At 39.6% G+C, this 12,693-nt stretch carries 11 protein-coding genes; 4 read left to right on the forward strand and 7 right to left on the reverse strand.

What is annotated here, in order from left to right; genetic code table 11:
* The first annotated feature begins 175 nt into the window (after positions 1-175).
* Together ACFINU_RS02745 and ACFINU_RS02750 are read left to right on the forward strand one after the other, a co-directional pair.
* Positions 176-451 carry a DUF4164 domain-containing protein gene (locus tag ACFINU_RS02745; protein ID WP_375617852.1) on the forward strand — a complete coding sequence of 92 codons (276 nt, stop codon included), beginning with the start codon at positions 176-178 and terminating at the stop codon, positions 449-451.
* Between the two features lie 12 nt (positions 452-463).
* On the forward strand, positions 464-847 hold the full coding sequence (locus ACFINU_RS02750) for a cell division protein ZapA (protein ID WP_375606565.1): 384 nt from the start codon (positions 464-466) through the stop codon (positions 845-847).
* A 1,483-nt stretch (positions 848-2,330) separates the two neighbouring features.
* Here ACFINU_RS02750 and pyk read toward each other — a convergent pair.
* Positions 2,331-3,767 carry a pyruvate kinase gene (pyk, locus tag ACFINU_RS02755; protein WP_375617851.1) on the reverse strand — a complete coding sequence of 479 codons (1,437 nt, stop codon included), beginning with the start codon at positions 3,765-3,767 and terminating at the stop codon, positions 2,331-2,333.
* The gene (locus ACFINU_RS02760; protein WP_375617850.1) at positions 3,764-4,252 is read right to left on the reverse strand and encodes a DUF1036 domain-containing protein; all 489 of its coding nucleotides are present in this window, start codon (positions 4,250-4,252) and stop codon (positions 3,764-3,766) included. Before ACFINU_RS02760 ends, pyk begins: the two co-directional genes overlap by 4 nt.
* Before the next feature lie 263 nt (positions 4,253-4,515).
* Between ACFINU_RS02760 and ACFINU_RS02765 the strand changes: the two genes are divergently transcribed.
* Positions 4,516-4,776: a DUF2312 domain-containing protein gene (locus ACFINU_RS02765; protein WP_005774567.1), complete on the forward strand. Its 261-nt coding sequence runs from the start codon at positions 4,516-4,518 to the stop codon at positions 4,774-4,776.
* Between the two features lie 532 nt (positions 4,777-5,308).
* Here ACFINU_RS02765 and rimJ read toward each other — a convergent pair.
* The 4 genes from rimJ to ACFINU_RS02785 all read right to left on the reverse strand — a co-directional run bounded on the left by rimJ (position 5,309) and on the right by ACFINU_RS02785 (position 9,427).
* Positions 5,309-5,872, reverse strand: a complete 564-nt coding sequence (rimJ, locus tag ACFINU_RS02770) for a ribosomal protein S5-alanine N-acetyltransferase (protein ID WP_375617897.1) — start codon at positions 5,870-5,872, stop codon at positions 5,309-5,311.
* Positions 5,873-6,444: 572 nt separating this feature from the next.
* Complete coding sequence (locus ACFINU_RS02775) at positions 6,445-8,307, reverse strand: ABC-F family ATP-binding cassette domain-containing protein (protein ID WP_375617896.1); 1,863 nt, start codon at positions 8,305-8,307, stop codon at positions 6,445-6,447.
* A complete protein-coding gene (locus ACFINU_RS02780; protein WP_375613186.1) occupies positions 8,307-8,693 on the reverse strand; it encodes a hypothetical protein in 387 nt (128 codons plus the stop codon). The genes ACFINU_RS02775 and ACFINU_RS02780 overlap by 1 nt, the downstream gene beginning before the upstream one ends.
* A gap of 98 nt (positions 8,694-8,791) precedes the next feature.
* A complete protein-coding gene (locus ACFINU_RS02785; protein ID WP_375617849.1) occupies positions 8,792-9,427 on the reverse strand; it encodes a thiamine diphosphokinase in 636 nt (211 codons plus the stop codon).
* Positions 9,428-9,574: 147 nt separating this feature from the next.
* Here ACFINU_RS02785 and ACFINU_RS02790 point away from each other — a divergent pair, with 147 nt between their 5' ends.
* The gene (locus tag ACFINU_RS02790) at positions 9,575-11,152 is read left to right on the forward strand and encodes a M48 family metalloprotease (protein WP_375617848.1); all 1,578 of its coding nucleotides are present in this window, start codon (positions 9,575-9,577) and stop codon (positions 11,150-11,152) included.
* Positions 11,153-11,458: 306 nt separating this feature from the next.
* Here ACFINU_RS02790 and ACFINU_RS02795 read toward each other — a convergent pair whose 3' ends face one another.
* The gene (locus tag ACFINU_RS02795) at positions 11,459-12,370 is read right to left on the reverse strand and encodes an RNA polymerase factor sigma-32 (RefSeq protein WP_375613183.1); all 912 of its coding nucleotides are present in this window, start codon (positions 12,368-12,370) and stop codon (positions 11,459-11,461) included.
* Between the last annotated feature and the right edge of the window lie 323 nt (positions 12,371-12,693).

A 12,693-nucleotide genomic window follows, 5' to 3' on the forward strand; every position in this document is an offset into this window, starting at 1 on the left:
TCATTTATGCCAATACGCGCAAAAAATCCAGCTTTTAATTTATATCTATCCCCTGCTTTGCTTGCTAAAATATCCTACATACTTAAAAATAAAATGCACACAACACAAGAGTGAAAGTGATTCGTTTTTGCATAACACATTGATAAAGGATACAATTACCCAAAGGATAAAGGCAATGAACCAAGAGACTACAGTTCTACAAGATGCTTTAGAGCACCTAGAAAAGGCACTTAGAACTTTAGAGATTACCATAATAAATCGCAATGCCGTTATTAATAAAAATAACGAATGGGAAGAAGAAATCCAACGAATGAATGCTGACCGCAGCCATCTTGCCCAAGCGCTTGACAAAGCTGAAGCCCAAATTGAACGCTTAGAGTCCGTAAACAAAGAAGTTTCCAAACGTCTTATTAAAGCAATGGAAACAATTCGTGTTGTCATTGATAGATAAAGGTTTGAATGTATGGAAACTGTTTCCGTTACCATTGATGGTAAAATTTATCGCATGGCTTGTGACAAAGGACAAGAACGTCGTCTTATTGCGCTTGCTGCTCAATTAGATCAATATATCACACATTTAAAGAACAATTTTGGTGAAATTGGCGACCATCGTTTATCGGTTATGGCTGGCATAATGATTATTGATGAAATGGAAGAAATAAAACGAGAAAATAAAAAATTACAAGAAGACTACAATACTCTTTTACGACTCCACAACGAAAGAGACCGCACCATGGGGAAAATTATGCGTGACACCACACAACGCATTGAAAATCTCACCAACCAATTGCTCAAAGATGATCAAAACTGCACAAACATTCAAGAACAAGAACAGGAAGATTTCTAAAAAGTACATCAGCGCGTAATAAACCAGAGACTTGACTTGTCCGCCACATCTCACAGGATAAAAATTCTTAACCCCACACCAGTCTGTAAACAGTCTGTTTTTTTATAGGAAGGATTCCAGCTACTCACGACTTATGAGATTAACTTAAACCTCAACAAGAAAGTCCTACCCTGAATATTTGACCTCCGCACAAACGCTTCCTATATCAAGGAGGCTGTCTTATATCACCACATTTCAAATGAGATGTCTTTTAACAGCGCAATAAGATAACAAAACCAACATCCTTGTAAAAAAATCATATAAATGACAACAGCAACAAACAAATAAAGCACCCTTCGAAAAAAAGAGCTATATTCATGTTCCCTATGAATGCATGCCAAAAAATTCTTTCCCCTAGATAATATCAAGCATATTCAATATATATTGAAAAATAACCTTATCTATTATACCGTAAAACACCGCCACTTGATAATACAAGCACCATGGAGTCTTTGCACCTGAAATGTCCATCCGATGAAACCCACCGAAAAGAACCGTATCATTTATAAACCAGCGTGAATTAAGTGTTTTCATCCTTTAGAGCAGGAAAAAAGTCAAACTCGAAGAGTATGTTAATCTCATACAAGCTCAAACATCATAAACAACAATAATAGCTCTTGAAAACATTCTCTACCGACATCTTTATCCTTATAACAAACAAACAATTCATCCATACCTCTCTCCCCACCCCTCAAAATCTCCAAGCTTAATAAAAGAAAGAGCAAATCGGCATCATCATTATAGTCAGCCCTCAATATTGCGATAGCCCCCTTGGCTCGTAAAACGATTCATAAGAGGCATTTTTGTACACTTTTTACCCACATGCCCCACCCGCTTGTGACGTGCAAACAAAGAGTTATGATTAACAAAACATAAATAAATTGAAGAGAATTTTACGGAATTCGGGGTTCTAATTAAAGTTTAATAACGATAAATTATCATTATAAATCAATATTTTGCAAATGCTTCGACAAAGCATATTTTAAAAACACATTCACCCATCACTTTTTCTCATAACATACCAGTACGATTTTTTAGGCACATAATTTTAACTTTATTCAATTCTGTTGGCAAAAGTTTAAAATGAGAACAATTTCAAGGCTCTTATCCAAAAAGAAAAAGAATAAATTCTCATTATCAATAAACATCTCGCTCGTATAAACATCAATAAAGCAATCCCCAATATGCCTCAATGAAATAAAAGGAGGAGCTCCCATTAAATGCCTACCGTAAAAGCAGCTTCCTCAGAACTAAAACAAAATCAACAGACAACATCACCGCATCTGCTCCCATCCCCAAACTGGACGACTTAACGCAATACCTTTCTATCTTACGATAGGAGATAAAAGAATAATGGGTCTATGGAGGCATTCACAAGAGGCGCACACCCGTTGTTTTTAAAGCCTGTTCAAAGGCGCATGAAAAAACACCATGCGTAAACGGCTCAAATCCCTTTCGTTCCATCTTGGGAGACAGAGGCAATACGCAAGAGATTTGTCGCACCGGGCGTTCCAAGGGGAACCCCAGCTGTCACAAGGAAGCGATCTCCCCCTTTGCAAAAACCTTCCTGAAATGCAATGGCTGCTGCACGATCAACCATATCCTCTAAACTCCGTGCATCTTGCGTGACCACACAATGAAGCCCCCAAACTAAAGCCAAACGCCGTGCTGTTTCCACAATGGGCGATAAAGCAATAATGGGTCTATTAGGGCGTTCACGAGAGGCGCGCACCCCGGTGGTTCCTGAAGCCGTATAAGCAATAATAGCGGATAGCGCAAGTGTTTCAGCAATCTGACGTGCAGCAAGAGAAATCGCATCCGTTCCTGTTGATTCTGGTGCTGGATGTTGTGCTCCAACCTGAGCGGCATAAGTGTGATCCTGTTCGATTTGTCGCGCGATTCGGTCCATCATAAGCACAGCTTCTTCAGGATAGCGACCAGAAGCAGATTCAGCAGACAACATCACCGCATCTGTTCCTGCATAAACTGCTGTAGCAACATCCGACACTTCTGCGCGTGTCGGAACAGGAGATGTAATCATTGATTCAAGCATCTGTGTTGCCACCACAACAGGCTTTCCTGCTAAACGACAAGCTTTTATGAGCTCCATCTGAAGTGCAGGGACCTTTTCCAAAGGCATTTCCACTCCAAGATCACCCCGTGCAATCATAATACCATCGGATACCTCAATAATTTTCTCTATATGCTCCAAGGCTTGAGGCTTTTCGATTTTAGCCATCAAAGACACCTTGCTTTTCGTCAACTGACGCACCGCCATAACATCTTCTGGACGTTGAATAAAAGAAAGAGCAACCCAATCAACAGGCTGCTGTAAAAGAGCCTGAAGATCCTCCTTATCTTTTGACGTCATTGAATCAAAAGGCAAAATTGTATCGGGAAAACTGACACCCTTTCGATCAGAAATACGGGTTCCAGCAACCACGCGACACTGTACAGAATGACCATCACAAACTTGCGCACGCAGTTCCACCCTTCCATCATCAATCAACAACCGGTCCCCTGGTTTAATCGCCGAAAATACATCCTCATGAGGGAAAAAAACACGCTGTGCATCACCAAGAACATCGCGATTATCTAATGTAAAGCTTTGTCCAACACGCAAATCTTCTTGCCCCTTAGCAAAACACCCCACACGCAGTTTTGGCCCCTGAAGATCCACCAAAATACCAATGGGGCGTCGAACTGTTTTTTCAACTTCTCGTATAGACTTGACCAAATCACCCATCATATCACGATCAGTATGGCTCATATTAAGACGAAAAACGTCTGCTCCTGCCCTAAAAAGCTTCTCAATCATCAAACGAGAAAAAGAAGAAGGACCAAGAGTCGCAATAATTTTCACTTTACGTGCACGTTTCACGGTGGAGAACTTCCTGAAAGAGAAGGTATAACTGAATTGTTTAACAAAGACTCATCCGTCAACTGGATCATCCAACTGGTTTGATTTCCGGTATCGATTTCTTTAAATTCAGCCTTTTGATATCCTCGAGGGAAACAATCATGAACGCCTTGAATGGTAAATTGGCTATCTTGCACACACATGGTTACAGAGCCTGCCCAGTTCCCCTTTTTTTGTGCCCCTTCCGCATAAAAATAATAAAACCGTGAAGCAAGAGGCCCCTCAATTAAGGTTTTACACTCCGTCACGGGTACCGTCCACCAACCTTCGCTCACCCATCCTGAAAATGTACGATATCCAAGAGCAACCCCTACAGACTGTTGGGTTGTATTACAAACCCTAAAGTCAGCTTTTGCAAAAACAACAAGGGGAAACAAGAGCAAAATGCTCAAGAAAAAAACTTTTAATCCTTTCTGAAGCACCCAATATCGCTTTTTTAAAATCACAAAACTTCCTCTATAATGCCAAATTCTCAAAACAAATTACACATTTCTTTTTTTAAAGCTTTTCAAATCTAAAACGTATATTTTTATATTTTTCTTTTTATAGCCCTTTTATCAATGCATATATCTTAAAAATTTTACAAAATATTTAAAGTCAATTTGTAAAAAAGCTGTGTAGCTTGATTTACTTTATTGTTTTCAAGCTTTTTTAACATAAATTCGTCGTCGAAAAACAACTTAAAATATATAACTTGGAGAAAAATACAATGAACGATACAGTAACCGATCAAACACACGCTATATCCGTAAACCAATTACGCTCTTTTATCGAACGTATTGAACGACTAGAAGAAGAGAAAAAAACCATTTCTGATGATATTAAAGACGTTTACACTGAACTTAAAGGCTCTGGTTTTGATAGTAAAGCTGTTCGAAGCATTATACGGCTGCGTAAAAAAGAAGAGCATGAAAGAATGGAAGAAGAAGCAATCATTGAACTTTATAAAAATGCGCTTGGTATGAATTAAAACCATTGATAACATTGGAAATTTTCTTAAGAAAAGAAAATACAAAAAACAAATGAATGTATAAAAATTTCACCCAAACAATAAGCCGTTTGTGTAACTTGTAACGAGACTATCGATCACAGAATACACAATATTGCAACAGCCCTCACATTTAAAAGGATTTATACAGAGAATTTTTATTCTTGTTCTTCAATCATTTTTATCCACATAAACCCTCACTTGTATGCCAACCTATGCCAACCCAGTTTGTGATGTGCAAGAGAGGTGTTTTTATGATTAAACATCAATAAATTTGAAATGAGAAAGTCTTCCGATATTGAGGACTCTCTTCAAATTGAAAAAAATCAATTATGATGATAAATCAATTCATTATCTACGAAAAGAAACATATGAAAGCGGTCAGCAGTTGAAATCCGCTAAACGAGAGTCTGAACCGTTTACAAAAGAAGAGGTGGTTAAGGATCTTCGTCTTTTAGGATAGGGAAAAGTGCAACATATTTACACATTTGATAAAAAGACCCTTAACAAAACTTTATTCGAATCTATTAACGGACTCATAAAGATCATTGATTCGAGAGGTTAGAATGTGATCTCTCCATTTTCCAGAAATCATCAAATAGTCTTTGGCATAGCCTTCTTTTTCAAAATGAAGGCGTTTTAATAAACGTTCGCTTTTTATGTTCTCAGGTCTATAATTTGCCATCACTCTATGCAGATGATAAACATGAAAGATATGGCGTATTAGAGCCGATAAACTCTCAAACATAAGACCTTTACCTTGTTGTTTTTCATCAAGAGAAAAACCAAGATGACAGGCTTGAAAAACACCCCGAACCACATTTGTAAAATTCACAACACCAGTAATTGTGTTTTCATTTTTTAATCGTACAGTATATCGGTATGCTTGTCCCTTTGCACTTTCACAAGCAAATGCATTGGCTCGTGTTTCCCAAGCTGTTAGGCTGTGGTAACCATCAGATCTAACAGGTTCAAAAGGACGCAGATGATTCGCATTACGGAGGTAATAAGAAGACAGTTCAGCAGCATCTTCTAAACTGATCAATGTGGAAATTGTTCGCTTTGTTTTAATTGCCATCATTTTCTCCTCCTAGAAATGTTGCAATAACACGTTGATTTATCCTGGCAAATCATCATTTTTAAACTCAAATCATAACATCGAATACAGTAAGCTTTTCTCATCACAACACTTCTTACGTTAGAATCAATGAGAATCATTTGCTTTTCCGTCATAAGTGGGGGTGGTATGTTTAAAGCATAAGGTAAAGACAGGGGCATGTTTCTTACGAATGCTCTCAAATTCCAAGGGGCGCTGTAGCAACATTGGGGACTGGCAAGTGTATGCAATGGAATTGGCGTACTTCCATATACGAAATTTTGAAAAAACTTACGGCAAAGATAGTTTTGTTTCTTTGCCTTGTAAGCTCAGAGCATGCTTGTTTTGCGCTACCATATCACTGCTCCCCCGTATAGAAATCCCAATGACCATCGCCTTGAGATGCTATATGTTACAGTGCAATCTAAAAAGTCTCTGCCATAACTCGTCAACAACACTGTTCCCGCTAAATCAGCCACAAACTCTTGTAACAAATCAAAGAAAAACGATGATGCAATACGAATTAAAATGCTTAGATATTAATATCTGAAACATTACCGTGAACACGCTTCCATTTCTTCGCGTAAAATTTCAAGTTCTAACCATTCTTCTTCTTTTTGTGTGCAAGTATTTTTCTTTTTTTCCAACGTTGTTGATAAACGCTCAAAACGCTCTTTATCACTGCGATAAAGGGCTGGATCAGAGAGTTCTTGCTCAATTTTTTTGATTTCGTCCTGCAAAACAGCAATTTCTTCAGGCAATTTTTCCAATGCATAAACCTGCTTATAAGACAATTTACCTCGTGTTTTTTTCTCCCGCCCTATCAAGCTATCATCTGTTGATGTGTCCTGTTTTGAAAGCTCTCCCGCATGAGATTTTGAAGGTGGTTTACGCTGCGATAATTCTATTTTTTTGCGTTGTAAACGAAGAGCATGCTGGTTTTGCGCCATCATATCACTGTAGCCGCCCGCATACAAAACCCAATGACCATCACCTTGAGGTGCCAACATATGCGTTACAGTACGATCTAAAAAGTCTCTGTCATGGCTGACCAACAATACTGTTCCCGCAAAATCAGCAATAAATTCTTGCAACAAATCCAAAGTTTCCATATCCAAATCATTGGTCGGTTCATCAAGAATCAAAAAGTTTGCAGGACGAGAAAGAAGTCGTGCAAGCATGAGGCGTGCTCTTTCTCCCCCTGAAAATTCTTTAAGGAGAGTGCGTGCTTGTTCAGGCAAAAATAAAAAGTCTTTCATATAAGAAACTACATGCCGCTCCAGCCCATTAATCACAAGAGTATCACCTCTTCCTCCCGTTAAATAATGCGCTAAAGTTTCTTCTTCATTTAAAATACGTTGCTGATCAAGCAATGCCATGGAGAGGTTATAGCCATGCCTCACCGTTCCACTATCCACGGCTTCTTGCCCAATTAATGCAGAAAGGAGCGTTGTCTTTCCGATACCATTGGGTCCCACCAACCCGATTCGATCACCACGCTGAATGCGCAAAGAGAAATCTTTCACGATAATGCGATCACCATAGGATTTTGAAATTTTCTTTGCTTCAAGCACCAATTGCCCAGAATCATGACTTTTCGTTGCTGTCAAAAGTGCATTTCCCGACTGCCCTTTATAGGTTTGATGACGCTGTCTTAAGTCTTTTAATTCGCCTAAGCGCCGTACATTACGCTTACGCCGTGCGCTCACGCCATAACGCAACCATTGCTCTTCACGAGCAATTTGGCGCCCCAATTTATGCTGTTCGATGGCTTCTTCTTCCAGTGCTTTATCACGCCAATTTTCAAATTCTGAAAAACGCTTTTCCAGCCTTTTGGTTGTGCCACGATCAAGCCATACCGTTGACCGCGTAACATTTTCTAAAAATCGCCGATCATGGGAAATCACCACAATTGCTGAACGCAAAGAAGCCAAAACAGCTTCCAGCCATTCAATGGTTGGTAAATCAAGATGATTGGTTGGTTCATCTAAGAACAAAATATCGGGCTTTGCAGCAATTGCCCGTAACAATGAAACACGCCGCTTTTCGCCTCCCGAAAGCGTTTCCAATTTTTCCGCCCCCGAAAACCCTAAATTTGTGCGAAGCGTATTGATCCACTGAACATCAGATATATCGTCTAGCCCCGCTTCCATATAAGCGTTAATATCTTCAAATCCTGAACAATCCGGATTTTGTGAAACATAACGGAGCGTCACTCGCGGGTGGCGAAAAATTTCTCCACCATGAGGCTCTAATATTCCTGCGGCAATTTTTAACAGAGTTGATTTTCCACAACCATTACGGCCAACCAAAGCAACACGCGCCCCCTGCTCAACCGATAAAGAAGCTTGATTGAGCAAAGGCGTTTTTCCAAAATTTAAAAAAATGCGGTCAAGCCGCAGAAGCGGCACCGCCATTAACGAACGCGGCGCGGACAAGGTGCTTTATACATCACCCCTCTTGCATCACGGTAAGCACACAATTGCCGTACAGGAACTCTCTGTCCACAAGGTGCTTGGTAAACATGCCCTCTACGACCGCGATACGTGCACAATTGTGATGCCTGTCTTTGTTGTTTTCTTTGATTTGCAGCTGCACCTGTTACTGTTCCAGCCAAAGCACCAAATGCTGCACCGGTAAGTGCTGCTCCAGGCGTACTTCCAGCAATAGCAGTTCCAGCCAAAGCACCGATTGCTGCTCCTCCTACGCCGTAACGTGCAACGCGTTCATCGTTTGTGGTACAAGCAACTGAACTGAAACCAATGGCTGAAACAACTGCCACTTTAAAAATTGATTTTAACATATCAAAACCTTTCCTTCTCAAGATCAATACATATATCGTTTATGTCGGCACTTCATCACTAGGCCCCCCTGCCTTATTCAAAATATATTGGAAGAGCTTTATGGAATAGGTACAGACGCTAACAATATAGCTTTTCCAGAACCTAAATGGCAAGAAAAGGTTCCACAAATACGGTTAGAAAGTGTTAAAGAAGAGCCAAATGACACATTTTTGTCACAAACTGGCCATTTTACCCCTTTAAGAGTTAAACCTTTTAAATCAGAAAAACCGATAATACTAAACAAACATCCCTTAGGCAAATCATACGAACAAGGTTTTGACAAAACCGGCCAGCCTTCTTCCAAACCACTTGTCAACAACACTGAAATGCCCCTTTCAGCCATCATCAATGCTTGCGTCATATGAGAAAGGCTATGATCACTTCGCTCCCCTCCTAAAGCACCGCACAAAATAAGCTTTTTAGCGCCATTTTGCAACGCTCTTTCACATGCCAGAGCACTATCTGTCATATCTTTATCAGAGGGAAAAACTTCACGCGGAACATGACTATATTGACGTATTAAGTTCTCATCTGATGAATCAAAGTCCCCTAACCACAACTCAGGCGTCACATTAAGCGCTGCCGCATGACGCATACCACCATCAGCAGCAATTACCCGACTGTTTTGAATTTGATTAAGCAAACGATCAGTGATATGAACATCCCCATTTAATAATATCGTAAATGTTGTCATGCCATACTTTGCCTTTCACAAAATTTTCTTTACAGTGCATCTTTTTATAAGTGAGAGTCATTTTTTATAAACAAAAAGCGTGATATAGCCAAACGAATCCTTATCCCTAATGCCTTTCTTAAAGAAACATACGATACAAAGATACAAATGCAATTTGCCAAATTACTCCGCAGAAATAATGTGCACCATGGTCCAACGCACCCCATTTTTCACCGCAATTTTCTTTTTCGCTCTTGCCTGTATAAAGCAACTTTCATAAGTTTAACGTTTCTCCTTTCAGCTTGCCATACACCCTTTTCTCAAAATGATAGGTTTTCTTCCACTTCTTCTAAAACGATCAAACGTACCAACAACCACAATATCTATGTCACATTAAGCGCTCTGCAACACCCACGTATTTTGCAAATGTATGGTGGCGCTTATCATGATGCAAAACTTGAACACCTTTTAGCAAAGATTGTCCGTAAACTGGCAGTTGCATCACATAGTTCTCATCAAAGCTATTCTGTAACAATTTTAAACTCAGAAACTATCAACGCTTTTGCGCTCCCCAACGGCTCGATCTACATCACTCGTGGTATGCTGGCATTAGCCAATGATTCTTCAGAAGTTGCAGCCATTTTAGCCCATGAGATAGCACATATCAGAGCCAATCATGGCATTTTACGCCTGCAAAAAGAAGCCCAATTAAAGATGACAAATCACATGTCTTCACGTCTTCTTTCTTCTATTGGCAAAAAACTTCATAACCCTATGCAAAACAAGCAACAACTCGCGCAATTTTCCCGCAATCAAGAGCTGGAAGCTGATTCCATTGCGCTCGAAATGCTCCAACAATCAGGATATGATCCTTTTGCTTCACCACGCTTTCTTCAAACAATGGAAGCCTATAGTGCTTTTCGTAATATCTCTGGCTCCCAAAATGCCTCTCTAGATTTTCTAGCCTCTCACCCAACTACCCCTCAACGCATTCGGCTTGCGATAAAAAAAGCGGGTAAAATCAGTAAAGGGAATAGTAAAATATCTGATCACGATTCTTTTCTCAAAAGCATTGATGGCATAATTTTTGGAGGAGGCTTTTATACAGGTTTTGTACGAGGCAACCAATTTATTCACCCACAATTGCGCATAGCTTTTTCTGTTCCAAACAATTTTACAATAGAACATTCAGCACATACTGTTTGGGCCAGTGGACCAGATAAAATTGCGATTCGTTTTGACGCTATTCCACATCCTGCTGAAATATCTGCGAGTGATTATTTGAAAAGTGGCTGGATTATCGGTCTAGACCAATCATCTATCCGCCCCATCACAATTCAAGGGCTCCCCAATCAAGAATTTATGCGTCAAGAATCCCAAAGCCAAAATTTACTTGGAGCAAGGGCTCATGCTACCAATGATCAATGGCAATTTGATGTGGTTGTCATTCCATTCAACAACCACATCTTTCGTTTTTTGACGGCCGCTCCACATAATGCTCGAAATTTTGCAGAGGTTGCCCAAAAAACGCTACAAAGCTTTCATTCTCTTTCATCTTCACAGTTAAAAAAATTGCAGCCCTTAAAAATCCGTGTTGTCCGTGTTAAACAAGGAGAAACCGTTGCAAATCTTGCAGATAAAATGCAATACACACCATATAAAGAAAAACTCTTTCGCATCCTCAACGCCCTCTCACCAACGCAAACTTTACCCGCAGGTACAAAAGTGAAAATTATTACAGAATAAGCCTTTCTTCTCATCTGTTACAGTTTTGATTCTTTTCTGTCTGTATCACGCCCTCCCCCTTAAAGCATATTCGAAAATAAAGAGGAACACTTTAAAATCCAACTTCATCATGCCTTTATAGTCCTCCGTTTGATATATATTTCCTCCAACTAACAGCCCCCTATCTTCCTCTGTTTATTAGTAGCACTTCCCAAGGAGGCATATTCCTAAACAAATTCGGCCATCCCCTAAAACTGACTTTATCATATTCTCATATGCCCCCACTTAATATATTCTCTTTCCTCCCCCCCAAAAGCCTTTCACTGCTTATATATCGTAAGCATCTTCTGAATGAATCGTAAGGAGAGCAGAACGCAATTTTTGCAAAGCCCTAGCTTCAATTTGACGCACGCGCTCTTTCGAGATTCCTAACTTTTCACCCAAAACTTCGAGAGTCGCACCCTCTTCATTTAAGCGACGAAAACGAATAATTTCCAACTCCCGTTCGTTGAGAATTTGCAACGCATCGTAAAGCCATTGTGTACGCCGTTGACCATCAATGACTTGCTCAATTAAAGCATCAGGAAGAGGACTATCATCCACCAAAACATCCATCTTAGCAATGGGATTATCACTGTTCTCAGAAACAGAAACACTCAAGGAATTATCAGAACTGGAAAAACGAAAATCCATCGTTTCAACATCGCGCACGGAAACACCGAGTTTTTCAGCGATTGTGCGAAAAATATCCTGTTTTGACAAAGCACTATCATCTTGTATCAGTTTTGCACGCAAACGCCGGAGATTAAAGAAAAGTGCTTTTTGCGAAGAACTCGTTCCCCCTCGAACGATTGACCAATTTCGCAAAATATAATCTTGAATAGAAGCGCGTATCCACCACGTTGCATATGTTGAAAAACGCACTTCTCGATCAGGTTCAAAACGTGCAGCTGCTTCCAATAGTCCCACATACCCTTCTTGTACCAAATCCCCCAATGGCATTTTGAAACGTTTAAAGCGATTAGCAATAGCAATCACTAAACGCATATGAGCCGCTGCAATTTGATGCATGGCATCATCATCACGTTTGTCTTTCCACCGCAGAGCCAAATCATGCTCTTTTTGTCGTTCAAGATAAGGTGCTTGCATAGCAGAACGCATCATATTACGTCCTAAGCTTTTGTCTGCATCGCTATAATTTTTGCTGCTTTTATAAACAGCATTTGAAAGATTACCCATAATAACCCCTTGCGATTAAAATTATCAAAATTGATTTGGCAACGACATCATTGTTCTTCGCTTAAAAAGAACGCAAAAGTTGTTAACTTCTGTAACCACTACTTTAACGTGTAATTTTATAATCGCAATTGTTTTTTTTACTGTCATGGTAAAACTTCTTGTCATAAGACACAATTTCACCTGCAAAATGCCTTTACAATATGCCTTTTAGCCTATGAAATATTTGAAAAAACTTTCTCTTCACTTTTCATGACAAAACAGCAAAAAAATAAAGTGATCATGCAAAAGAAATGCCGTTTTTTGATAACCGGTTCCGTTTCCTT

This window comes from Bartonella sp. AC130YNZD (assembly GCF_042196865.1).
GTDB lineage: Bacteria > Pseudomonadota > Alphaproteobacteria > Rhizobiales > Rhizobiaceae > Bartonella.

Excerpts from the sequence above, each read along its gene's own strand:
- ACFINU_RS02765 (WP_005774567.1), top strand. The coding sequence starts at position 4,516 with ATGAACGATACAGTAACCGATCAAACACACGCTATATCCGTAAACCAA.
- ACFINU_RS02795 (WP_375613183.1), bottom strand. The coding sequence starts at position 12,370 with ATGGGTAATCTTTCAAATGCTGTTTATAAAAGCAGCAAAAATTATAGC.
- ACFINU_RS02785 (WP_375617849.1), bottom strand. The coding sequence starts at position 9,427 with ATGACAACATTTACGATATTATTAAATGGGGATGTTCATATCACTGAT.
- ACFINU_RS02780 (WP_375613186.1), bottom strand. The coding sequence starts at position 8,693 with ATGTTAAAATCAATTTTTAAAGTGGCAGTTGTTTCAGCCATTGGTTTC.
- ACFINU_RS02775 (WP_375617896.1), bottom strand. The coding sequence starts at position 8,307 with ATGGCGGTGCCGCTTCTGCGGCTTGACCGCATTTTTTTAAATTTTGGA.
- rimJ (WP_375617897.1), bottom strand. The coding sequence starts at position 5,872 with ATGGCAATTAAAACAAAGCGAACAATTTCCACATTGATCAGTTTAGAA.
- ACFINU_RS02790 (WP_375617848.1), top strand. The coding sequence starts at position 9,575 with ATGCAATTTGCCAAATTACTCCGCAGAAATAATGTGCACCATGGTCCA.
- ACFINU_RS02745 (WP_375617852.1), top strand. The coding sequence starts at position 176 with ATGAACCAAGAGACTACAGTTCTACAAGATGCTTTAGAGCACCTAGAA.
- ACFINU_RS02750 (WP_375606565.1), top strand. The coding sequence starts at position 464 with ATGGAAACTGTTTCCGTTACCATTGATGGTAAAATTTATCGCATGGCT.